Annotated in this window: 23 protein-coding genes; 13 read left to right on the top strand and 10 right to left on the bottom strand. The window is 72.0% G+C overall.

The window, feature by feature from the left end; translation table 11 throughout:
- Positions 1–74 precede the first annotated feature (74 nt).
- From HNR73_RS04950 to HNR73_RS04965, 4 genes are read right to left on the bottom strand one after another with little or no spacing between them, the layout of a single operon-like run.
- Positions 75–704, bottom strand: a complete 630-nt coding sequence (locus tag HNR73_RS04950) for an NADPH-dependent FMN reductase (protein WP_184786061.1) — start codon at positions 702–704, stop codon at positions 75–77.
- The gene (locus HNR73_RS04955; RefSeq protein ID WP_221330718.1) at positions 701–1,045 is read right to left on the bottom strand and encodes a thioredoxin family protein; all 345 of its coding nucleotides are present in this window, start codon (positions 1,043–1,045) and stop codon (positions 701–703) included. Before HNR73_RS04955 ends, HNR73_RS04950 begins: the two co-directional genes overlap by 4 nt.
- A gap of 42 nt (positions 1,046–1,087) precedes the next feature.
- Positions 1,088–1,513, bottom strand: a complete 426-nt coding sequence (locus HNR73_RS04960; RefSeq protein WP_184786062.1) for a winged helix-turn-helix transcriptional regulator — start codon at positions 1,511–1,513, stop codon at positions 1,088–1,090.
- A 52-nt stretch (positions 1,514–1,565) separates the two neighbouring features.
- The gene (locus tag HNR73_RS04965; protein ID WP_203685946.1) at positions 1,566–2,840 is read right to left on the bottom strand and encodes an amidohydrolase family protein; all 1,275 of its coding nucleotides are present in this window, start codon (positions 2,838–2,840) and stop codon (positions 1,566–1,568) included.
- A 63-nt stretch (positions 2,841–2,903) separates the two neighbouring features.
- Here HNR73_RS04965 and HNR73_RS04970 point away from each other — a divergent pair, with 63 nt between their 5' ends.
- The 8 genes from HNR73_RS04970 to HNR73_RS05005 all read left to right on the top strand — a co-directional run bounded on the left by HNR73_RS04970 (position 2,904) and on the right by HNR73_RS05005 (position 13,242).
- Positions 2,904–3,380 (top strand): MarR family winged helix-turn-helix transcriptional regulator, encoded by a 477-nt coding sequence (locus HNR73_RS04970; protein ID WP_203685948.1) that lies wholly within the window; start codon positions 2,904–2,906, stop codon positions 3,378–3,380.
- Between the two features lie 450 nt (positions 3,381–3,830).
- Positions 3,831–4,364, top strand: a complete 534-nt coding sequence (locus HNR73_RS04975; protein ID WP_203685950.1) for a mycothiol transferase — start codon at positions 3,831–3,833, stop codon at positions 4,362–4,364.
- Between the two features lie 95 nt (positions 4,365–4,459).
- Positions 4,460–5,806 carry an MFS transporter gene (locus HNR73_RS04980; protein WP_184786064.1) on the top strand — a complete coding sequence of 449 codons (1,347 nt, stop codon included), beginning with the start codon at positions 4,460–4,462 and terminating at the stop codon, positions 5,804–5,806.
- Between the two features lie 96 nt (positions 5,807–5,902).
- On the top strand, positions 5,903–7,930 hold the full coding sequence (locus HNR73_RS04985) for a molybdopterin oxidoreductase family protein (RefSeq protein WP_184786065.1): 2,028 nt from the start codon (positions 5,903–5,905) through the stop codon (positions 7,928–7,930).
- Complete coding sequence (locus HNR73_RS04990; protein WP_184786066.1) at positions 7,927–9,336, top strand: FAD-dependent oxidoreductase; 1,410 nt, start codon at positions 7,927–7,929, stop codon at positions 9,334–9,336. Before HNR73_RS04985 ends, HNR73_RS04990 begins: the two co-directional genes overlap by 4 nt.
- The gene (gene nirB, locus HNR73_RS04995; RefSeq protein WP_184786067.1) at positions 9,333–11,822 is read left to right on the top strand and encodes a nitrite reductase large subunit NirB; all 2,490 of its coding nucleotides are present in this window, start codon (positions 9,333–9,335) and stop codon (positions 11,820–11,822) included. Before HNR73_RS04990 ends, nirB begins: the two co-directional genes overlap by 4 nt.
- The gene (gene nirD, locus HNR73_RS05000) at positions 11,819–12,151 is read left to right on the top strand and encodes a nitrite reductase small subunit NirD (protein WP_239122024.1); all 333 of its coding nucleotides are present in this window, start codon (positions 11,819–11,821) and stop codon (positions 12,149–12,151) included. The genes nirB and nirD overlap by 4 nt, the downstream gene beginning before the upstream one ends.
- Positions 12,148–13,242: a uroporphyrinogen-III synthase gene (locus tag HNR73_RS05005; RefSeq protein ID WP_184786068.1), complete on the top strand. Its 1,095-nt coding sequence runs from the start codon at positions 12,148–12,150 to the stop codon at positions 13,240–13,242. The genes nirD and HNR73_RS05005 overlap by 4 nt, the downstream gene beginning before the upstream one ends.
- Before the next feature lie 90 nt (positions 13,243–13,332).
- Here HNR73_RS05005 and HNR73_RS05010 read toward each other — a convergent pair whose 3' ends face one another.
- Genes HNR73_RS05010 through HNR73_RS05020 form a run of 3 tightly spaced genes read right to left on the bottom strand, consistent with a single transcriptional unit; the run spans position 13,333 to position 15,337 of the window.
- The gene (locus HNR73_RS05010; RefSeq protein WP_184786069.1) at positions 13,333–14,283 is read right to left on the bottom strand and encodes a M56 family metallopeptidase; all 951 of its coding nucleotides are present in this window, start codon (positions 14,281–14,283) and stop codon (positions 13,333–13,335) included.
- Positions 14,280–14,648, bottom strand: a complete 369-nt coding sequence (locus HNR73_RS05015; protein ID WP_184786070.1) for a BlaI/MecI/CopY family transcriptional regulator — start codon at positions 14,646–14,648, stop codon at positions 14,280–14,282. Before HNR73_RS05015 ends, HNR73_RS05010 begins: the two co-directional genes overlap by 4 nt.
- A gap of 53 nt (positions 14,649–14,701) precedes the next feature.
- Entirely contained in the window at positions 14,702–15,337 is a 636-nt protein-coding gene (locus tag HNR73_RS05020; RefSeq protein ID WP_184786071.1) for a UdgX family uracil-DNA binding protein, read from the bottom strand.
- Positions 15,338–15,437: 100 nt separating this feature from the next.
- Here HNR73_RS05020 and HNR73_RS05025 point away from each other — a divergent pair, with 100 nt between their 5' ends.
- From HNR73_RS05025 to HNR73_RS05035, 3 genes are all read left to right on the top strand, one after another.
- Positions 15,438–15,878, top strand: a complete 441-nt coding sequence (locus HNR73_RS05025; RefSeq protein WP_239122025.1) for a hypothetical protein — start codon at positions 15,438–15,440, stop codon at positions 15,876–15,878.
- Positions 15,866–16,744, top strand: a complete 879-nt coding sequence (locus HNR73_RS05030) for an HTTM domain-containing protein (RefSeq protein WP_239122026.1) — start codon at positions 15,866–15,868, stop codon at positions 16,742–16,744. Before HNR73_RS05025 ends, HNR73_RS05030 begins: the two co-directional genes overlap by 13 nt.
- Before the next feature lie 66 nt (positions 16,745–16,810).
- Positions 16,811–17,695: an EamA family transporter gene (locus HNR73_RS05035; RefSeq protein ID WP_184786072.1), complete on the top strand. Its 885-nt coding sequence runs from the start codon at positions 16,811–16,813 to the stop codon at positions 17,693–17,695.
- 31 nt (positions 17,696–17,726) lie between these two features.
- Here the strand turns inward: HNR73_RS05035 and HNR73_RS05040 are convergent, their stop codons facing one another.
- Genes HNR73_RS05040 through HNR73_RS05050 form a run of 3 tightly spaced genes read right to left on the bottom strand, consistent with a single transcriptional unit; the run spans position 17,727 to position 20,941 of the window.
- Positions 17,727–18,143 (bottom strand): thiol-disulfide oxidoreductase DCC family protein, encoded by a 417-nt coding sequence (locus HNR73_RS05040; RefSeq protein ID WP_184786073.1) that lies wholly within the window; start codon positions 18,141–18,143, stop codon positions 17,727–17,729.
- A gap of 3 nt (positions 18,144–18,146) precedes the next feature.
- A complete protein-coding gene (locus HNR73_RS05045; RefSeq protein WP_203685952.1) occupies positions 18,147–20,204 on the bottom strand; it encodes a DUF5941 domain-containing protein in 2,058 nt (685 codons plus the stop codon).
- On the bottom strand, positions 20,201–20,941 hold the full coding sequence (locus HNR73_RS05050; protein WP_203685954.1) for an ABC transporter ATP-binding protein: 741 nt from the start codon (positions 20,939–20,941) through the stop codon (positions 20,201–20,203). The genes HNR73_RS05045 and HNR73_RS05050 overlap by 4 nt, the downstream gene beginning before the upstream one ends.
- A 342-nt stretch (positions 20,942–21,283) precedes the next feature.
- Between HNR73_RS05050 and HNR73_RS05055 the strand changes: the two genes are divergently transcribed.
- Complete coding sequence (locus tag HNR73_RS05055) at positions 21,284–21,967, top strand: IspD/TarI family cytidylyltransferase (RefSeq protein WP_184786076.1); 684 nt, start codon at positions 21,284–21,286, stop codon at positions 21,965–21,967.
- Positions 21,960–22,667 carry an SDR family NAD(P)-dependent oxidoreductase gene (locus HNR73_RS05060; RefSeq protein WP_184786077.1) on the top strand — a complete coding sequence of 236 codons (708 nt, stop codon included), beginning with the start codon at positions 21,960–21,962 and terminating at the stop codon, positions 22,665–22,667. Before HNR73_RS05055 ends, HNR73_RS05060 begins: the two co-directional genes overlap by 8 nt.
- The last annotated feature ends 44 nt before the right edge of the window (positions 22,668–22,711 follow it).

Below are 22,711 nucleotides of genomic sequence, written 5' to 3' on the forward strand. Positions count from 1 at the left end.
AAGTTAGCGCCGACGCGAAGCGGAGGCCTTGAGCCGACCTTGAGCCGCCCGGTCGACCCGGGCGGCTCTCGGCGTCAGTTCGCGGCCAGAGCGGCCTGTACCCGCATGACGGCCAAGGGCAGTTCGCCCTCGTCACGGGCACGTTTCAGCGTCGACGACCACCACGCCAGGTCGTCGAGCAGCACCGTGAGGCTCGCCTCGGCCATCGGCTCGCGCGGCTCGCCGTCGGTGAAGGCGGTGAGCACCGACGGGATCACCACCGACGACCGAAGCGGCGCCATCTCCGCCGCGATCGCGATCTGCGCCAGGTGCTCCACCGCGCGCGACCCGCCCGCGACGCCGGTGCTGTACCCGACCGCCGCGATCGGCTTGTTCCGGAAGGCCGAGGACGCGAAGACGCTGTCGAAGGCGTTCTTCAACGTCGCCGGGACGCTGCGGTTGTACTCCGGGGTGACCACGAGGTAGGCGTCGGCCTCGGCGATCTTGCCGACCCAGCGTTTCACCGCCGGGTCCGAATAGGACGGATCGGCCGGGTCGCCGAGGCTGCCGAAGTGCTCCTGGAAGAACGGCAGCGGCCAGTCGCGCAGATCGAGCACCTCGACGTCGAAGTCGGCGTGCTCGCTCGCGCGCCTCGCCACCCAGGGCGCGACGCGGTCGGCCGAGCGCGTCGGCCGCGTGCTGGCCACGATCACGTGGAGCCTCAACGCGCGACTCCCGCCGACGCGCCCAGGTGCGGCTCCAGCTCGCGCATGATCGCCGCGCGCGGGCGGGCGCCGGTGAAGCGGGCGACGATCTCGCCGCCCACGAACAGGGCCAGCGTCGGCATGCCGAGGACCTGGTACTTCATCGCCGTCTGGGGATCGGTGTCGACGTCGAGGGCCACCACCCGCATCCGGGACTTCTCGCTCTCGGCGATCTGCTCCAGCACCGGCTTGAGCCGGTGGCAGGGCGGGCACCATTCGGCGGTGAACTCGACCAGCACGGGAAGGGATTCCGCGAGCACGTCGTCGGCGAAAGCCGCGTCGGTGGTCATGGTGAGAGACACATGCGCTCCTTCGGTAAGAGGACTACGTGGATGCCGACGGCGTCAGCGGCGGACCTCGGCGATGACCCGCTCGTGCGGGTCGGCCTCCTCGCCGCACTCGCAGTGGAGCTTCGCGGTGACCCGGCCGCCGCACCGGCTGTGCCGGTAGACGATCTCGGGCATCGCGCCCTCGGCGAGGTGGTGTTCGCCCCAGTCGGACAGCGCCGACAGGACGGGGAGCAGGTCGATCCCGGCGTCGGTGAGGACGTACTCGTTGCGCGAGCGGCGGCCCGGCACCTGGTACGGGCGGGTGTCGAGCAGACCCGCCGCGGTCAGGCGCTGGAGGCGGTTCGACAGCACCTGGCGGGGCGCGCCGATCGTCGTCTGCAGTTCGTCGAAGCGACGCAGCCCGACCGCGACCTCGCGCACGATGAGCAGCGCCCACCGGTCGCCGACGATCCCGAGGACTTCGGCCATCTTGTCATCCACGGTGCAGAGTCTAGACTTTGGACTCAGGTGCGTGGATCAAACGTTGCGGGCGTCACACGGGGGTGGCGGCTCCGGTCGAGCCCGGGTATTCCGCCAGCCGTCGCGTCGACTCCCGCAGCTCACCGGCGAGGCGGGAGCGGTCGACGTCGAGGAGCCGGCCGTCGCGCTTCACGACACGCCCGGCGACCAGGACGGTCTCGACGTTGCCCGGGTGCGCCGAGGTGACCACGGCCGCGACCGGATCGGCGGCGCCGAGCAGGTTCGGGTCGTCGGCGCGCAGGAGGATCACGTCGGCCTGTTTCCCGGCGGCCAGCGAGCCGACGCGGTCGGCCATGCCGAGCACGGCCGCCCCCTCGATGGTGGCCATGCGCAGCGCGTCGGCGGTCGACAGGCGCGGGCCGCCGGACGCGTCGAGGCTGAGCATGGCGGCGCGCATGAGCGTGAACATGTCCCCGGCGACGGTCGTGACGACGTCGACGCCCAGGCCCGTCGGCACTCCGGCGCCCCGGAAGCGCGCGAGGACGGGGGCGCCGTGGCCCATGCGGGCCTCGACGGCGGGCGCGACCGAGGCGGTGCCGCCGGAGTCGGCGATCAGCTTCAGTTCGGCGTCGGGCAGGGAGTTGCCGTGGACGTAGACCGTGCCGGGGCGCAGCAGGCCGTGCGCGCGGAGGGTCTCCACCGGGCGTTCGGCGACCGGGCCGGAGCCGACGTGGACGACGAGCGGGACGTCGAGGTCGCGGGCGAGCGCCCAGTCGGCGGCGACGGTCTCGATCGGCGAGTAGGACGGGCCGTGCGGGGCGAGGGCCATGGTGAGCAGGCCGCCGGTGCTGGCGTGGACGCGGCGGGCGTCGGTGAGGTCGCCGCCACCGAACACGGGGTTGCCGTAGCCGAAGAGCGCGCGGACGCCCGCCGAGCGGAGGGCGCCGACGGCGGCGTCGGCGTGTTCGGGGGTGCGGAGGGCGTGGGAGAAGTCCTGGAGGGTGGTGACGCCGGCGTCGAGGGCTTCGAGGGCCCCGGCGAGGGTGCCGACGGCGATGTCGGCGGGGCTGACGCGGCCGCCGATGTCGCCTAGGACGCGGGTGAGGTAGGCGCCGAGGTCGTGGTCGGCGGCGATGCCGCGCAGGGCGGTCTGCCAGGTGTGGCGGTGGGTGTCGACGAGGCCGGGGAGGACGTAGCGGCCGGTGGCGTCGATGACGTGGGCGTCGCCGGTGGGGAGGGCGCGGCCGACGGCGGCGATGCGGTCACCGTCGATGAGGACGTCGGTGGCGGGGTGGACGGCGACGGGGTCGGTGTCGATGACGGTGCCGTTGCGGATGAGGGTGCGCAAGACAAACTCCTTCAGGGGAAAGCTTTCGAGAAAGGTATCAGGAAAGCTATCTAGACTGCAAGCGTGGATCCCGTCGACGCCCTCATCGCGACCTGGCGCAGCGAGCTGCCCGAAGCCCTCGGCCCGGCCTCCGAGCTGAGCAAACGGATCATGATCCTCGGCGCCCGCCTCGAACGCGCCACACGTGAACTGCTGCCGTCGCTGGGGCTGACCATCGCCGGGTTCGACATCGTCGTCGGGCTCCGGCGGGCGGGGAAACCCCACCGGCTCAAGCCCAACGAACTCGCGCGCTCGCTGCTCCTGTCCACCGGCGGCACGAGCAACGCGGTGAACCAGCTCGAATCGCAGGGCCTCGTCCGCCGCATCGCCGACCCCGCCGACGCCCGCAGCACATGGATCGAGCTGACCGCGGAGGGCGTCGCACTGGCCGAACGCGCCGTGCTGGCGAACACGGCCGCACACGCGAAGGTCTTCGCGGGAGTGCCGGCCGAGGACATGGACGCGGCGGCGGGGGCGTTGCGGCGGGTGTTCGGGGGGTAGGGGCGCGGCGTCGGTGCCCGAAGCCCGCTTGACCGTCGAGCGCCGAAGCCGGTGCTCACACTCGGGGCGGCGGTGTGGCCGCGTCTCAGCCGTCCATCGGGTGGCCGTCGAAGAAGCTTCGGAGTTCGGCGAGATATTCGGATGGCTGGTCACGGTGGACGAAGTGTCCGGTGTTCAAGACGCGCAACCGCGTGACGGGAATGATCCCCGCCGCCTCCAGACGGTGAAGCGCCGCCACGATCCTGTTCCAGTCGCTTGTCGCGTCCGCCCGGCGGGGAACGGCGCGCCCTGGGTCCCGCCGACGGCGCACGAGATCCTCACCCCGTCGAGGTCCACCTCGATGCGTTCCTTCACGATGCCGCCCGTCCGGAGTGTCCACGTAGGACCGAACGATCGCAGATCCCCCCTGCCCACTCCATCCTGTCGCACCCCTCTGCCAGGCTCCCGCACATGCCCGACACGGACGAGTTCCTGATGTTCCTGCCCGCCGACCAGGACCCCCGCGAGCACGGCGGCTGGGAGGGTGAGCGCGCGACGCTGCTCGGTTCCCTGCGCGACCGTCGCCTGACCTTCGAGATGAAGTGCTCCGGTCTCGACGCCGAGGGGCTCGCGCGACGGGCGGTGCCGCCGTCGTCGTTGTCCCTGCTGGGGTTGCTGCGGCACCTCGCGGATGCCGAGCGGCACTGGTTTCGGCGTGTCCTCGCCGGTGAGGAGATCGGGGCGGTGCGTCCCGGCGACGACGCGTTCGAGGGGGCGGTGGCCGACGAGGCCGTCGTGGCCAGGGCCTGGGAGCAGTGGCGTACCGAGCTCGGCCACGCCGAGCGCTTCACGGCCGGGGTCGAGGACATGGGGACCATGAGCAAGGGCGGCGAGACACCGATCGCACTGCGGGAGGTCCTCGTCCACCTGATCGACGAGTACGCGCGGCACATCGGCCACGCCGACCTGTTGCGCGAGCGGGTCGACGGTCGCGTCGGCGAGTAGGCCTCACGGGGGCGCACCCGCCCCGTGATCCCTTTGTCACCGGGCGGGCACGAGCGCCGAACGCCCCGGCAATCCCGCGCCCCCACCGTCGGGGCATGACGACGACTCTTCGCACCGCACCGAGCCGACGCCGCTGGATCACCGACTGGCGCCCCGACGACCCGTCCTTCTGGCGCGAGCACGGGCGTCGCGTCGCCGTGCGCAACCTCGTGTTCTCGATCTTCTCGGAACATCTCGCGTTCTCGGTGTGGCTGCTGATGTCGGCGGTCGCGGTGAGCCTGCCCGCCGCGGGTTTCGCCTTCACCGTCGACCAGCTGTTCTGGCTGGTGGCCATCCCGAACCTGGTCGGCGGGCTGATGCGGATCCCCTATACGACGGCCGTCGCGCGCTTCGGCGGTCGACAGTGGACGGTCGTCTCCAGCGTCCTCCTGCTGGTGCCGCTCGGGCTGCTCACCTACGCGATCGCGACGCCGGGCACGCCCTACTGGGTCTTCCTGGCCGCCGCCGTGACCGCGGGCCTCGGCGGCGGGAACTTCGCCTCCTCGATGGCCTCGATCTCCTACTTCTTCCCCGAACGCGCCAAGGGACTGGCGCTCGGGCTCAACGCCGCCGGCGGCAACGTCGGGGTCGCGGTCGTGCAGTTCGCCGTGCCCGCCGTGATCGGCGTCGGCGTACTCGGGGCGGCGCAGGGCGAGGGCTTGTGGCTGCACAACGCGCCACTCCTGTGGGTCGTCCCGGTCGTGGCGGCGACGATCTGCGCGTGGGCCTTCATGGACAACCTCTCGACGGCCAGAACCCCACTGCGGCAGCAGGTCCAGGCTCTCCGCAGCCGACACGCCTGGATCATCGCCGCGCTCTACATCGGCACGTTCGGCTCCTTCATCGGCTACTCGGCGGCCTTCCCGCTGGTCATCAGGGCCGAGTTCCCCGACATGGCGGCGACGTGGCTCGCCGCGCTCGGCCCGCTCGTCGGCTCGGCCTCGCGGCCCGTCGGCGGGTGGCTGTCGGACCGTCTCGGCGGCGCCCGTGTCACGTCCTTCTCCTTCGCGGCGATGGGTCTGGGGACGCTCGCGGCGATGTTCGGTCTGGCGGCGGGCTCCTTCCCCCTGTTCTTCGGCGCGTTCCTGCTGCTGTTCGTGTTCAGCGGCGCGGGGAACGGCTCGACCTTCCGCATGATCCCCGCGGTGTTCCGGGCCGAGGCCGGGTCGGCGCCGACGGAGGCCGCGCTGGCCCGGGCGCGCGCCCGGGCGGCGGCGGTGATCGGCTTCGCGTCGGCGATCGGCGCCCTCGGCGGCTTCCTCATCCCACGCGGTTTCGGCTCCTCCCTGGCCGCCACCGGCTCGATCGACACCGCGCTGTGGGTCTTCCTCGCCGCCTACGCCGCCTGCCTCGCCCTGACCTGGTGGAGCTACCAGCGCAAACCCGGCGCCCCGGCGGTGTAGACCTTCGCGCTGCGGCCGGGGCGTGTGCGGGCGACTTTTCCGGCCCGAAACATGCGGGCCGCGTGATCGAAACGCCCGGGGCCGACCGTGATGCACATGGATGCGGACGAGCGAACGGTACGGGCGGTGGACACCCACTGCCCGTACTGCGCGCTCCAATGCGGGATGACCCTCACCCGCGAACGCGACGACACCGTCACCGTCGCGCCTCGCGGCGGCGGCCTGTGCCAGAAGGGCTGGACGTCGCCCGAACTACTCGCCCACCCCGACCGGATCACGACACCGCTGGTCGGCGGGCGGCCCACCGGCTGGACCGCCGCGCTCGACCTGGTCGCCGGCAGGATCCGTGCGTTGCAGGCGGAGTACGGACCGGGTGCCGTCGCCGTCTTCGGCGGCGGGGGCCTGACCAACGAGAAGGCCTACCTGCTCGGCAAGTTCGCGCGGGTCGCCCTGCGCACCCCGAACATCGACTACAACGGCCGCTTCTGCATGTCCTCGGCCGCCGCGGCGGGTCTGCGCGCCTTCGGCGTCGATCGCGGGATGCCCTTTCCCGCAAGCGATCTCGCCGAGGCCGACACGGTCCTGCTGGCCGGGGCGAACCCGGCCGAGACGATGCCGCCCTTCATGCGCCACCTCGCCGGGAAGCGGCTCATCGTCGTCGACCCGCGCGCGACCGCCACCGCCCGCCAGGCGCACCTGCACCTGCGGACCGCACCCGGCACGGATCTGGCCCTGGCCAACGGGATCCTGCACATCGCCGCCGAACGCGGCCACCTCGACCGCGCCTACATCGACGGCCGCACCACCGGTTTCGCCGAACTCGCCGCGACGGTCGCCGGCTACTGGCCCGCGCGCGTCGAGCGCATCACCGGCGTCGCGGCAGCCGATCTCTACCGGGCCGCCGACCTCCTCGCCGGCGGGCGGCGCGTCATCCTCACCGCCCGGGGCGCCGAACAGCACGCCAAAGGCGTCGACACGGTCAGCGCGTGGATCAACCTCGCGCTCGCGCTCGGCCTGCCCGGCCGCGAGTCGAGCGGCTTCGGCACGCTCACCGGGCAGGGCAACGGGCAGGGCGGCCGCGAACACGGGCAGAAGGCCGACCAGCTGCCGGGCTACCGCCGCATCGACGACCCCGTCGCGCGCGAACACGTCGCGGGAGTATGGGGCGTCGACCCGGCGACGCTGCCCGGACCGGGTCCCTCGGCGGTGGAGCTGCTCGGCATGCTCGGCGACGAGATCAAGGCCCTGCTGGTCTTCGGATCCAATCCCGCCGTCTCGGCGCCACGCTCCCTCGGCGTCCACGAACGACTGTCCGCATTGGACCTGCTGGTCGTGTGCGACTTCCTGCCCTCGGAGACCGCGCGGTTCGCCGATGTCGTCCTGCCCGTCACGCAGTGGGCCGAGGAAGAGGGCACGATGACCGATCTCGAAGGCAAGGTCATCCGCCGCCGCGCCCTCCGCCCCCCGCCGGTGGGCGTGCGCTCCGACCTGGAAGTCCTGTCCGGACTCGCCACCCGGCTCGGCCTCACCGAAGGCTTCGATCCCCTGCCCGGCAGGGTCTTCGAGGAGCTGCGGCGGGCCAGCCGAGGCGGCACGGCCGACTACCACGGCATCACCTACGAGCGCCTCGACGCCGGGCGGCGCCTGCACTGGCCATGCCCCGACACCGATCACGACGGCACCCCGCGCCTGTTCACCGACGGCCGCTTCCACACCCCCGACGGCAAAGCGCGCTTCATCCCCGTCGAACACCACGGACCGGCCGAACCACGCGACGGCGAATATCCGCTCTACCTGACCACCGGACGTGTCCTCACCCAGTACCAGTCCGGCGCCCAGACCCGCCGCAGTTCCCTGCCCGGCGAACCCTTCCTCCAGCTCCACCCCGACACCGCCGCCCGCCACGGGATCACCGACGGCGCACCGGTCCTGGTCACCAGCCGGCGCGGCCAGTTCACCGCACCCGCGCGACTCGACGACACGATGCGCGCCGACACCGTCTTCGCGCCCTTCCACTGGCCGGGCGCCAACAACGCGGTCAACGACGCCCTCGACCCGATATCGCGCATGCCCGAGTTCAAGGTCTGCGCGGTCCGCATCCGACCCCACGAGGAGACACCATGAAGGTCGTCATCGCCGGATACGGCATGGCGGGGGCCCGCCTCGCCCGTGAACTCGGGCGGCACGGTGTCCAGGTCACCGTCCTGGGCGCCGAGACCGAACCCGCCTACAACCGCGTGCTGCTACCGGGTCTGCTCGCCGGGACGCACGCCGAAGAGGACCTGCGGCTGCCCGCGCCGCCCGCGCACGTCGAACTCCGGCTCGGCGAACCCGTCACGACCATCGACCGGGAAGCCAAGCGGGTCAACGGGATCGCCTACGACGCGCTCGTCCTGGCCACCGGCGCCGAGGCCGCGCTGCCGCCGATTCCGGGCCTGGATCGCCACTCCCCCAGGGCGACCGTCTTTCGTTCGCTCGCCGACTGCCGCGCCATCCTCGACGCCACCGACGGACCCGGCGTGCCGCGCCGACGTCGCGCGCTCGTCCTCGGCGGCGGCCTCCTCGGGCTCGAAGCCGCCCGCGGCCTCGCCGGGCGCGGCCTGGACGTCACCGTCGTGCACGCCGCCGGGCACCTCATGGAACGCCAGCTCGACACCGTCGCCGGGGATCTGCTCGCCCGCACCCTGTCCGGGCTCGGCGTCACGGTGCTGACCAATGTGGACGTCAAGGCCGTCGAAGAGACCACCGAAGGCGTCCGGCTGCGCTTCGGCGACGGCGGCCACGCCGACGGCGACCTGCTCGTCGTGTCCTGCGGTGTCCGGCCGCGCACGGCGCTCGCCGAGGCCGCCGGGCTCGCCGTCGGCCGGGGCGTGGTGATCGATGAGCGTTGCGCCACCGGCGATCCCGACATCTACGCCATCGGCGACTGCGCGGAGTTCGAGGGCCGAAACCTCGGCCTCGTGGCGCCGGCGTGGGAGCAGGCCGAGGTCGTGGCGCGCAACCTGACCGGCACACCGGCGGTCTACCGGGGCGTCCGCCCGGTAACCCGGCTCAAGGCCGGGGGCATCGACCTCGCCGCGATGGGGAGTCTTGACGGCGAGGAGGTCGTCTCCTTCGCCGACCCCGCGCGCGGCACGTACGTGCGACTCGTCATCGACGCCGACCGCCTGGCGGGCGCGGTCCTGCTCGGCGACAACCCGACGACCGGGCAGGTCACGCAGCTCTTCGACCACGACGATCCGGTGCCCGCCGACCGGCGCAGCCTCCTGCTTGGCCGCGCCTTCGGTGAACCGCCCGCCGCGGCGACACCGGCCGCGCAACCCGACGACGCCGTCGTGTGCCGCTGCAACACCGTCCACAAAGGAACGCTTGTCAGGGCGTACGCCAAAGGATCGCGCACTCCGGCCGAGCTGTCCCGGGCGACCCTCGCGGCCACCGGCTGTGGTGGTTGCGCGGGTGATGTGGCGGCGATCTGCGGGTGGCTGCGGGAAACGGCGAAGGCCCCGGAACTCACGGAGGTGGCGGCATGAGCGGCCTGGGTGGGGCCGGCGCGGCCTCGAAACGCGTCGTCGTCTGCGGTGACGGCATGGTCGGGCGGCGGTTCACCGAGGAGCTTCGCCGCCGGGACCCTTCGGCGCGGATCACGGTGCTGGCCGAGGAGTCGCGTCCGGCGTACGACCGGGTGCGGTTGTCGGCGTTCTTCGACGGCGCCTCCGCCGAGGATCTGCGGCTGGGGGAACCGGATCCGGGTGTCGACCTGCGGCTCGGTGAGCCGGCCCGGCGGATCGACCGGGACCGCCGGATCGTCCACGGTGATCACGGGTCCTACGAATACGACCATCTCGTGCTGGCTACCGGCTCGTCTCCGTTCGTGCCACCGATCCCGGGCGCCGACGCGCCGGGCTGCTTCGTCTACCGGACCCTCGACGACCTGGAGGCCCTGCGCGCCTTCGCCGAAGGCAGGCGGCACGGCGTCGTCGTCGGTGGTGGGCTGCTCGGTCTTGAGGCGGCGAACGCGCTGCTGCTCCTCGGTCTCGACGCCGAGGTCGTCGAGTTCGCCCCGCACCTCATGCCCGCGCAGCTCGACGCCGCCGGTGGTGCGGTTCTGCGCGATCACATAACCCGGCTTGGCATCGGCGTCCACTGTGGAACGGCCGTGGCGGCGGTGATCCCCGGTCCCCGGCTGTCGCTGAAGACCTCCGACGGTGGTGAGCTCACCACCGACCTCGTCGTCTTCGCCGCCGGGATCCGCCCGCGCGACGCGCTGGCCCGCGAGGCCGGGCTCGGCGTCGGTGAACGCGGCGGCGTGCTCGTCGACGCCTCCTGCCGGACGAGCGATCCGGCGATCTGGGCGGTCGGCGAATGCGCGGCCGTGGAGGGCGTCTGCTTCGGCCTGGTGGCTCCCGGGTACGCGATGGCCGAGGTGGCCGCCGAAGGGATCGCCGGCGGCACGGCGGTCTTCCCGGGCGCCGACACGGCGACGAAGCTGAAACTGCTCGGCGTCGACGTCGCCTCGTTCGGGGTGCGGGAGGGGCCGCTGGAGGCGAACTATCTCGACCCGGCCGAAGGGGTCTATGCGCGGTTGGTGTTGTCCGACGACGCCTCGACGCTGCTCGGCGGGATCCTCGTCGGCGATGCCGACGCCTATCCGGTGCTGCGGGCGGCGGTCGGCGGTCCGGTGCCCGGACGGTTGGCGGATCTGCTGGCCAAGGACGGCGGGGAGGGCCGGGAGCTGCCGGGTTCGGCGCAGATCTGTTCGTGCAACGCGGTCACCAAGGACACGATCACCGGCGCGATCGCCGACGGCCACGACGATGTGACCGCGCTGAAGAAGTGCACGCGCGCCGGAACGACCTGCGGGTCCTGCGTTCCCCTGCTGAAGCGGCTGCTGGACGAGTCGGGCGTCGAGCAGGCGAAGGCGCTCTGCGAGCACTTCGCGCACTCGCGGGCCGAGTTGTTCGACATCGTCCGGGTCCGCCGGATCACGACCTTCAGCGAGCTGATCGCCGGGCACGGCACCGGTCGCGGCTGCGACGTGTGCAAGCCGGTCGCGGCCTCGATCCTGGCGTCGCTCCACAATGGACATGTCCTGGAAGCGGAACGCGCGTCGCTGCAGGACACCAACGACCACTTCCTGGCGAACCTCCAGCGCGACGGCAGTTACTCGGTCGTGCCGCGCGTTCCCGGCGGGGAGATCACCCCGGAGAAACTGATCGTGATCGGCGAGGTCGCGCGCGACTTCGACCTGTACACCAAGATCACGGGCGGGCAGCGCATCGACCTGCTCGGCGCCCGCGTCGATCAGCTGCCGCTGATCTGGCGGCGGCTCGTCGACGCCGGTTTCGAGTCCGGGCACGCCTATGGGAAGGCGCTGCGGACGGTGAAGTCCTGCGTCGGCACGACCTGGTGCCGCTACGGCGTACAGGATTCGGTCCGGCTGGCCGTCGACCTGGAACTGCGCTACCGAGGGCTGCGGTCACCGCACAAGATCAAGGCCGGGGTGTCGGGTTGCGCGCGCGAATGCGCCGAGGCGCGCGGCAAGGACTTCGGGGTGATCGCCACCGAGAACGGCTGGAACCTCTATCTCGGCGGCAACGGCGGCTTCACGCCCCGGCACGCGCGGCTGTTCGCGTCCGATGTGGACACCGAGACGCTGGTCCGGCTGATCGACCGCTTCCTGATGTTCTACGTCCGCACCGCCGACCGGCTCCAGCGCACGGCGGCCTGGATCGAGGCCCTCGACGGCGGTCTGGACTATCTGCGCGAGGTCATCGTCGACGACGCCATCGGCGTGTGCGCCGAACTCGACGCGGCCATGGAGCGGCATGTCGAGAGCTACGCCGACGAGTGGGCCGGGGTCCTCGACGACCCGGTGAAACTCGCCCGCTTCGCGTCCTTCGTCAACGCGCCCGAGACCCCCGACCCGTCGATCCGTTTCATCCGCGAACGCGGGCAGCCCGTGCCCGAGTCGCGCACCTCCCCCGTCCTCCTCGGCATCCCGGCGGTGAGATCGTGAACTGGCTGCGCATCTGCGAATTCTCGGCCCTGCTCCCCGAACGCGGCACCGCCGCCCTGCTGCCCGACGGCAGGCAGGCGGCGCTGTTCCCGCTGTCGGACGGGCGGGTCTTCGCCCTCGACAACCTCGATCCCTTCAGCGGCGCGCAGGTCCTGTCGCGCGGGGTGCTCGGCGACCGCGGCGGCGTGGCCACGGTCGCCTCGCCCATGCACAAGCAGGTCTTCGCGCTCCACAGTGGACGCTGCCTGGACGACGAGAAGGTCGCCGTCAGCGCCTATCCGGTGCGGCTGCGCGCCGGCTACGTCGAGCTGCTGCCGGAGACGGCGTGACGGGGCCGCTGACCGGCTTCACCGTCGCGGTCACCGCGCAGCGTCGCGCCGACGAACAGACGGCGATGCTGGTCCGGCGCGGCGCCAGGGTCGTCGCCGCGCCGACCGTGCGGATCGTGCCGCTGCCCGACGACCGGGAGCTGCGCGCCGCCACCGAGGAACTCATCGCCCACCCGCCCGACATCACCGTCGCCACCACCGGAATCGGCTTCCGAGGCTGGCTGGAGACCGCCGAGGGCTGGGGTCTCGGCGAGCGGCTGCGCGCCGCCCTCGGCGGCGGACGGCTGTGGGCGCGCGGCCCCAAGGCCGTCGGCGCGATCCGCGCCGCCGGACTCGACGAGGAGTGGTCGGCGCCGGGCGAGGTCGGCTGGGAGATCGCCGAACGCCTCCGCGGCGAAGACCTCGCGGGACAGCGCGTCGCCGTGCAGATCCACGGTGATCCGCTCAACGAGCTCCTCCCCGCGATCGAGGCCGCGGGCGGGACCGGTGTGACGGTCCCGGTCTACCGCTGCGCTCCCCCGACCGACCTCGCCGCCGCCCGGCAGCTCGCGGACATGGTGCGGGGCCGCCGTGTCGACGCCGTGACCTTCACCAGCGCGCCGGCCGCCAAGGCACTGCTGCGCATCGCCGGGAACAGGGCCGAGGACCTCACGGCGGTCCTCCGCGACGGCGGGGTCATCGCCGCGGCCGTCGGGCCGGTCACCGCCGCGCCGCTGGAGAGGCTCGGGATTCCCGTCGTGCAACCGGATCGGCCCCGCCTGGGCGCGCTCGTCCGGACCGTCGCGGCGGCCCTGCCCGAACGCGCGGTCGTGGCGCATCTGTCCACAGGGGAGCGTCTGGACGTGCGCGGTCATCTCGTGCTGGTCGACGGGGAGCCGCGCGCGCTGGCCCCCGCGCCGATGGCGGTCCTGCGGGAGCTGGCCGCCGCGAGCGGGCGCGTGCTGTCGCGGGAACGGCTGCTGTCGGTGCTGCCGCGCGGGTCGGACGGTCACGCCGTGGAGATGGCGGTGAACCGGCTGCGGGATGGGCTGGGGCTGCGGGAGTGTGTGCGGACGGTGATCAAGCGGGGGTACCGGATCAATGTGGGGTGAGGGCCCGATTCCGAACCGAGCCGCCCCTCCAAGCGGGCCCGCAAGGACGCCGAGATGACCGCGTGAGGGCCCGACCTCGAACCGGGCCGCCTACCCCAGCCCCGGGCAGTCCATCAGCGCCGGCCACACCGTCGCGACCACCGCCATGACGACCGGCGCGACGACCAGCACCCCGAGCAGGGCCGCGGCCACGAGAGCCGTCCCCCGCCGCAGCGGACGGGGCGGGGTCAGCAGCCGCCGGACGCGGGTGGCCGCGTCGCCGCCGGTGGCGGCGAGCGCTCCGGCGGGTGAGGCCGAGGCCGCCTCGGCCATCGTGACGAGTGCGCGGGCCAGGTCGAGGCGGTCGTGGCGGACGGCGGCGGCGTCGTCGGCGCAGATCTCGACGAGCAGGGCGACCTGTCCGTGCGCGCGGGCCAGCATGCGGCTGCGGGGGAAGGCGCGGGTGAGGACGCGCATCCCGTCGACGAGCAGGTGGTGCCGGCCGGAGTGGTGCCCCCGCTCGTGGGCGATGACGGCGGCGAGTTCGGGCCCGCTGAGGGCGTCGACAGCGGCGCTCGTCACGACGATGGTGGCGTGGCGGCCCGGTACGAGGTAGGCGGCGGCGACCTGGTCGTCGACGATCGTGGCGTCGGTGCCGGGCAGGCGGCGTCCGGCGCGGCCGACGAGCCGGGCCTGGCGCAGTCGCCCGCGCGCGGACGCGGCGACGGTGCGGTAGGCGGCGATGGTGAGGCGGACGGCCGCGACCGTGGCACCGGCGACCGCGGCCAGGGCGGCGATCATGCCGAACCAGTCGTGGGCGCCCTGGAGCGCCTCGACGCACAGTCGCACGAGGTGGCACAGCTTCTCCCAGCTGTGCTCGGGCGTGGCGACGAGCAGCGCGGCGGCGGCGGCGAGACCGAGCGCGGCCGAGGCGACCACGGAGTACCAGACGGCGACGCCGAGCCGTGGCGCGCGGGCGAGCCGGGCGGGGTCGCGCAGGATCCTGGGGGCCAGCGTGGTCAGCGCCAGCGAGTAGGCGATGAGGATCAGCGCGGCGGTCACCGGGCGTCGCGCCCTTCGTGGGCGTCGAGGGCCGCGCGCAGTCCGGCGGCCTCCTCCGGCGACATCTGCCCGACGAACTTCAGCAGCGCCACGGCCGGGTCGCCGCTGTCGGACAGGGCGCGGCGCATCTGCGCGGCGCCGTACTCCTCTTTCGTCATGACCGGCGTGTAGCGGTTGGCCTTGCCCGCCGACTCCTTGCGCAGCCAGCCCTTCTTGTGCAGGTTGTCCAGCACCGTCATGACCGTGGTGTAGGCGAGCTGGCGCTGTTCCAGCAGCTCGGTGAGCACCTCACGGACCGTACGCCACCCCTCGGCGGCCCACAGCCGTTCCATGATCACCGCCTCAAGCTCGCCGAAGCCGCGCACTGGTCTCCGCCACCTCTCCTCAACCCCGGTCGTCGTCGTCAGCTTGATGTTAGTCAGGCCGCCGACAACTCCCGCGCGGCGATGGAGAGGTCGGCGACGAGCGCGTCGAAGGCCTCCTCACGCCGGTCGCCGGGCGTGCGCAGGACCGCCGACGGGTGCACCGTCGCCATGACGCGCAGCCCTTTCGGCTTCTCCATGGTGAGGATCTCCCCGCGCCGCTTCGTGACGCGGAAGTCGCCGCCGAGCAGGTCCTGGGCGGCGGTGGCGCCGAGGCAGACGACGAGTTCGGGTTCGACGGCGGCGATCTCGGCGAGCAGCCACGGCTTGCACGCGGCGACCTCGGAGCGGTCGGGCTTGTCGTGCAGGCGCCGGCGGCTGTCCGCGGCGACCTTGAACTTGAAGTGCTTGACGGCGTTGGTGAGCCACACGTCGTCGCGGTCGATGCCGGCGGCGAGGAGTGCCCGGTCGAGCAGCCCGCCCGCCGGGCCGACGAAGGGCCTGCCGCGCTTGTCCTCACTGTCGCCGGGCTGCTCGCCGACGATCAGGAGCCGCGCGTTGCCGGGTCCGGCACCGAAGACGGTCTGTGTGGCGTCGCGGTGGAGCTCGCAGCCGCGGCAGCCGGCCGCGGCCTCACGCAACGCGTCGAGGTCGCGCGCGGCGGGCAGGAATCGTGCGGCTCCGTCGGCCATACCCGATGGAATACCCGCACGGCGGCGGCGGAAACGCAAGGGGGAGGTCTCCCGGTCCGTCCGGCAAACCCGGTATGCGGTCAGCCGCTAGCCTTCCCTCGTGGCAATCGCGCGTCTCTCCCCCACGGGCCGGCTGGTCCGTGTCCTCGTCGCCCTGGCGGGCATGGCCGCCCTGGCGGCGGGCACCCTGTACGGACAGGACGACTGGTTCCCCCTCGCCCCGTTCCGCATGTTCTCCACCACCGACGACCCGAACAAGCCCGTCGACATCGCCCGCGTCGACGCCGTCGACGTCACCGGCGCGCGCTTCGAACTGACCGAGCGCAACAGCGGCGTCCGCCGGGCCGAGGTGGAGGGCCAGATGGCCGCGCTGAAGGCCGACCCGGAGCTGGTCGCGGCCATCGCCGCCGCCTACACCGAGCACAACCCGGGCGCGCCCGCGCTGGTGCTGATCGAGGTCGTCGTCGAGCATCACGAACTGTCCGGCGGGAGCGTCACCGGCGTCGTCGTCGACGAGGTGGTGGCGACGTGGCGTCCGTGAGGTCCGTGGCCGCGAAGGTCGGCGGCTGGTTCTACGAGGCGGTCCCGCTCGGGCGGGTCGCGGCCTTCCGCACACTCTGTTATCTCTTCGTCGTCGCCGACCTGATGGTCTTCACCAACTGGGTCCGCAGTCACGCCTCCGTGCCCGGCTCGCTCTACCAGCCCCTCGCGATCGGCCGGATCCTGCCGCTGCCGACGCCGACGCCGCTGCTGATCAACGGGATCTACGTCGCGCTGATCGTCCTGGCGCTGCTCGCCGCGACGGGCCGCGCGCCGAGGCTGCTCGGCTGGCCGGTGTTCCTGCTCTACCTGGAGTGGATGATCATCGCGATGAGCTACGGCAAGGTCGACCACGACCGCGTCGGCTTCCTCGTGGCGCTGGCCGTCCTGCCGACCGTCGGCCGCGCCCGTCACGGTGACGCGACCCGCTCGGAGTCGGGCGGCTGGGCCCTGCGCTGCACGCAGATCGCGGTCATCGCGACCTACTTCCTCGCCTCCTGGGCGAAACTCCGCTTCGGCGGGATCGCCTGGCTGTCCGGCGCGACGCTCACCCGGGCGGTCCTGCGCCGGGGGACGTGGGCCGCGCGGCTCCTGCTCGACGTGCCGGGGCTGCTGGTCGCGGCACAGTGGGGAATCGTGCTGTTCGAGCTGGCGAGCCCGCTGATCTTCTTCCTCAAGGAGCGGTGGCGGGTCTGGGCGATCGGCGGCTTCTACGTCTTCCACGTGGTCGTGTTCAGCACGATCACGATCTCCTTCCTGCCGCACCTGGTGGCGATGGCGGCGTTCCTGCCGCTCGAAAAGGTGCGGCCGGTGGAGTGGGCGAAGCGGCTGCGCGGGCCGCGCGAACCCGCAAAGAGCGCGGCCTGACCCGCCGGGCATGGAAAACCGCGTGACCGGCCGCGCCCGGTCGTCGACGATCCAGGCGTGGCTCCCATGAACACCGAACACGGCACGTCCCCCGCGCGCACGCGGGCCGAGCGGGTCTTCGGCGCGGTCCCGCCGACGGCGCTGGTCATGCTCGGCATCGTCAGCGTCCAGCTCGGCTCGGCCGTGGCCAAGCAGCTGTTCGGCGAGGTCGGCAGCTTCGGGACGGTCGCGCTGCGGCTGTTCTTCGCCGCCGCGGTCCTGATGCTGCTGTGGCGCCCGAGGACGCGCATGAACCGGCGCGCGTGGACCGTCGTGCTCGCCTACGGCGTGATCCTCGCGCTGATGAACCTGTCCTTCTACCTGGCGCTGGCCCGGATCCCGCTCGGGATCGCGGTGACCATCGAGTTCCTCGGGCCGCTCGCGGTCGCCCTCGCCGGGTCGAGGCGCTGGCTGGACACCGTCTGGGTCGTCCTCGCCGCCGGTGGCGTGGTCCTGCTGATGGAGGGTCGCGGCGACCTCAACCTCGCCGGTTTCCTCTTCGCCCTGGGCGCGGGCGTGTTCTGGGGCCTGTACATCCTGCTCGGCGCGGCACTGGGCCGCCACACCACCGAAGGCAACGGCCTCGCGCTCGGCATGGCCGTCGCCGCGCTGGTCGCCGTGCCCTTCGGCGTGGCCGACAGCGGGACGGCGCTGCTCCAGCCGTGGGTCCTGGTCGCCGGGCTCGGTGTGGCGCTGCTGTCGTCGGTGATCCCGTACACGCTCGACCTGGAGGCGCTGCGCCGGATGCCGCCACGCGTGTTCGGGATCCTGATGAGCCTCGAACCGGCCATGGCGGCCCTCATCGGCCTCGTCGTGCTCGGGGAGTCGCTGCATTTCACGCAGTGGATCGCGGTCCTGTGCGTGGTGGCCGCGTCGGCCGGCGCGACGCGCGGCTCCCGCGCGCCCGAATGACGAAGGCGGGCGCCCGAAGGCGCCCGCCCGTTCAGTCCGTCTCGCGCGCGCTGTCGCGCTGCGCCTGCGGCAGCGCGCACGCCGCCGTTCCGCCGGGCATCTTGTCGCGGTTGCGCGCGACCCACCGGTACAGCGGCCACGCCACGGCCAGCACCGGCCGCAGGCGCAGGAGCGCGCCCATCGGCCGCCACACGCCCCCGGCGTCGCGCAGGAGCGCGGCGATCGCGGCCGGGCCGGCCAGGACCGGGCGCCCGTCCGGGCGGCCGGCGTCGTCGAGCTCCACCCACTGCACGGCGGCGTCGACCTCGGCCTCGGTCAGGCCCAGCGCCGCGATGTCACGGAACTGCCAGGCGGCGACGTCGGCACGGGTCGGGATCCGCTTCTCGACGAAACGCGCGCAGCTGGAGCAGAACGCGCAGTCGCCGTCGTACAGGAACACCGCTGTCATGGGTCAAGTATTGGCCGGGCGACGCCGCTGCCCCAAGGTTCCGGTGACCGAACCCACCACGAAGACCGCGCCGATGCCCACCAGCAGGATCCACATGAACAGCGGGACCAGGCCGAACAGGGCGCCGACGGTCAGCAGCAGCGCGCGGCCGTCCCAGCCCAGCCCGGCCCAGCGGATCGACAGCGGCGACGCGGCCTTGTCGATCCGTGCGGCCAGGTCGTAGTGGTACACGGCCAGGACGCCAAGGGTCGCGAAGATCAGCGGCAGCGGCACGCCGTAGGTGCGGCCGACGAACAGGATGAACAGGTACTCCGCGGCACGCATCCCCGCCGGGACGAGCCAGTCGAGCGCGCCGTCGTGGGCGTGCCGGGCGGTGAACGCCAAGGTCAGCAGCACCAGGAAGGCGATGACGACCGTCCAGGGAGCGGCGTCCGCCGTCCACGGCGTCGTCAGGACCGCCGCCAGCAGGACCACCAGGACCCCGCCGAGGTTCAGCAGGGGCGCCACGCCGGGGAGCTTGAACAGCGACACCAGGCGCGGGATCGGCCCGTCGTCGCGATGCGTGGACTTGTCGGCGACCTCGAAGACCGGCGCCCGCACCGAGAACGACTGGAGCACGCGCCCGGCCATGATGTACAGCGCCGAGCCCGTCGCGCAGATCAGGAACGCGGCCAGCGCGACCTGCCCGTCCCAGACCGCGGCGAAGAAACCGAGCACGAACCAGCGGTCCCCGACCGGGAAGGCCGCGGTCCGCTTGAACCAGTACTTGAGGCTGCCCTTGCGGGCGCCGAAGTCGGTGGCGGCCTTGCCGAGGGCGCCACCGGCCTTCGCGAGACCGTCGGCCGGTTCCGCGGGCTTCTCACCGACCCGGAACGGGTCCGCGGCCCGCGTGAACGGCGCCGTCGCCCGGCGCAGCACGTCGTGGTCGCGCATCGTGCCGTACCAGGTGTCGACCATGTGACGGCACGACAGCATCATCAGCGCCACGATCGCCAGCCACCACGCGTTCTCGTGACCACCGGCGACCGCGCCCACGGCGAGCCCGGCGTAGACCAGGAACTCCTTGAAACGGTCGGCGATCATGTCCAGCCAGCCGCCGAAGCGGCTGAACTTCTGCGTGTAGCGGGCGAGTTCACCGTCGACGCAGTCGAGCAGGAAGCTCACATAGAGCAGTACGGCGCCGACGATCAGCGCCGGACGCGTCGCCCACGCGAACAGGCCCGCGGCGACCAGCGCGACGAGGATCGAGATCCACGTGACGCCCGTCGGCGTGAACTTGAGCTTCTTGGCCAGCAGCATGACCCTCGGCGCCAGCGGCAGCACGAAGAAGGTCGCGAAGAGGTCGTCGTGCTCCTTGCGGGCCAGCTTGTAGCGCAGGGCCTTCTCGTCGACGCTCGACGAGTACGCCCACGCCTGCGCGGCGTCCTCGTCGGAGTCGACGCGGCGGTAGGGCAGGCCCTTGACCTGGTATGCCGTGACCGACTCGCCGGAGCGCGCCAAACCCAGCGCGGCCAGGCCGATCGCGTCGGCCTCCGGCGCCAGCCCCGGGACGCCGTCCTCGCGCAGCCGCTCCAGGACGGTGATGAAGTCGGCGCAGAACGGCTCGCCGACCCGCACCAGCCCGCGCAGGCCCGCGTTGGGCTCGTCGAGCTGGTGGAAGGACGTCGCCACGCCGACGACGCGGCCGCGCTCGACGCGCACCGGTTCGCCGACGTCGTCGGGACCGACGAGGGCCCCGACACGCGGAATCGAGTCGCCGAGGACTCCGCGCAGAGCCGAGTCGGGTGTCAACAGGTCGGCGGCGCAGATGACCAGGGGTATGCCGTCGGCGACGGAGTGTGCGGCCAGCTCGGCGAGCGCGGCCAGGTCGGCGTCGACGCTGTCGGAGAGGATCACGCGCCGGTCGAGGTCGCGCAGCGGTCCGGCGAGTTCCGGGCGCGCCACGATGACGATGCGGGCGCCGAGTGAGGCGAGCTGACGGTCGAGGCGGGCGGCGAGGAGTTCGCCGTTGACGACCGAGATGGCGCCGGGGGTAGTGGCTAGCAAGGCCACCCGGGTCATGAGCCGGTCGCCACGTTGTAGGCGTCGAGGGCCTCGTCGAGGGTGCCGTCGACTTCGAGCTGGCCGGCGTCGAGGTAGAGGCCGCGGGTGCAGAAGCGCTTGAGGTCGCCCTCGGAGTGCGAGACGAGGAAGAGGGTGCGGCCTTCGGCCAGCATCGACTCCATCTTCTTGTAGCACTTGGCGCGGAAGCGCTTGTCGCCGACGGCGAGGGCCTCGTCGACCAGCAGGATCGGGTGGCCGAGCTGGGTGACCACGGAGAAGCCGAGGCGCACCTTCATGCCGGAGGAGTAGTGCGTGACGGGCGTGTCGATGAACTTCTCGATCTCGGAGAAGGCGACGATCTCGTCGAACTTGTCCCGGATCTGTTTGCGGGTCATGCCGTGCATGCCGGCGACCATGTAGACGTTCTCGCGGCCGGTGAGGTCGCCGGAGAAGCCCGCCGACAGCTGGAGCAGCGGCGCGACCTTGCCGCGGCAGTGCACGCTGCCCTCGTCGGGCACCAGGGCGCCGGAGATGAGGCGCAGGAGGGTCGACTTGCCGGTGCCGTTGGAGCCGATGACGCCGACGGCCTCGCCCTCACCGATCCCGAACGTGACGTTGCGCAGGGGCCAGAAGTATTCGGCGCTCGGCTGGCGACCGCCGCGGTGAATGATCATGTCGCGCAGTTTCAGCTTGCGCTTACGGCTGCGCACGAACCGGATACCGAGGTCTCGCGCCTCGATGATCGGCTTGCTCACACGGGCTCCTCGGCGGGGCGGTGGGGGATCAGTGGCACATGTTACCGATGCGCCTTTCCGGTCCCCACCTTGCGCTGCCCGGGGGTGAAACCCCAGGTAGCCTCGCAGCCTGCGGGCAGGTCGCAATGGGGTAACATCCGTGGCCAACTCGACGACGTAGGCTAACCATGGCGTCATTCGCCATTCACCTCCCGGACGACCCAGGGCCCCCTGGGCCGGATCGGCGCGGGTGTCGTCGTCGACCACGACCACTGGAGAGCGTTACCGTCAGATGCTGCTTACCGCGCCAAACACGCATATATGCAGACCACACGCGGCAACGCTGTTCACAAGGGGTAATTGATGTATAGCCTGGTTCTTCTCAATGGCGGTATCGGCAGCCGAGTCGCGGCGGGCCAGCCGAAGCAGTTCATCCGGGTCAACGGGATCCCGATCATCGTGTACTCACTGGTGGCCGCGGACGCCGTCGACGAGATCGACGAGATCATCGTCAACTACCCCGAGGGGTGGCGCGAGGACGTCGAGAAGCTCGTCATCGACTACGCGATCAAGAAGCCCGTCACCTACGTGCCGGCCGGCGCCACGCGCCACGAGTCGGTCCGGAACCTGCTCCCGCACTGCAAGAACGAGCACATCGTCCTGCACGAGACGGCCCGTCCCCTGATCAGCGCCGCCGACATCCGCCGCCTGATCGCCGACCCGCACGACAACGTCAGCTTCATGCTGCCGATCCCATTCACCGTCGCGCCGGTGGAGCCCGAGACCGGCAAGGTCACCGGCTCTCTCGACCGCGACAAGCTGCGCAACGTGCAGCTGCCGCAGAAGTACCGCAAGACCGACCTGGCCGGCGCCCACGAGTGGGCCGTCCGCGAAGGCGTCGTCTTCAACGAGGACGGCACCCTCGCCACGGTCGCCGGGTACGACGTGTACTTCATCGACGGCACCGACCGCAACTTCAAGGTCACCACACCCACCGACGTACGACTGGCCGGCTTCTTGCTGGGAGGAGAAGACGACGATGAGTAAGTCCCTAATGGTCACCGGCGCCTCGAAAGGCATCGGCGCGGCCACCGTCGAGCGCTTCTTCTATGCCGACAACGAGGTCGACGACTTCATCCTGCTCGCCCGCGAGTCGGAGGCGTTCTCGGCTTTCCTGGACAAACTCGCCGCCGACAACCCGCACGGCAAGAAGGTCACCTCCTACAACATCGACCTGGCCGACCGCGCGCGGACCGTCGGGCTGATGAAGGACGTCATGGCGACCCACGGCAAGGTCGACCTGCTGGTCAACAACGCCGGTTACACCTCGCCGATGTCGATCCAGCAGATCGAGTTCGCCGACTTCGAGCGCACCATCGGCGTCAACCTCTACGCGCCGTTCACGATCGTCCAGGAGCTGCTGCACAACGGCAACACCTTCGAGCTGATCGTCAACATCGCCTCCACCGCGGGCATGAACGGCCGTCCCGGCTGGCTGACCTACTCGGCCTCGAAGGCCGCGGTCATCACCATGAGCGAGGTGATGAAGGAGGAGCTCGCCATCTACGGCACCCGTGTCGTGTGCATCTCCCCCGGACGCTGCGCCACGGACCTGCGCAAGACCCTCGCGCCCGACGAGGACCCGACGACGATCATGCAGCCCGAGCACGTCGCGGGCGTCATCGACATGCTGGCCTCCGACGTCGGCCGCTTCGTCGACAGCCGCAACCTCGTCGTCCGCATGTAGCGGCGCGAACGCACCCCTTCCCGTCGACAGTTGACCACCACGAC

It is taken from the genome of Phytomonospora endophytica (assembly GCF_014202425.1).
Lineage (GTDB): Bacteria > Actinomycetota > Actinomycetes > Mycobacteriales > Micromonosporaceae > Phytomonospora > Phytomonospora endophytica.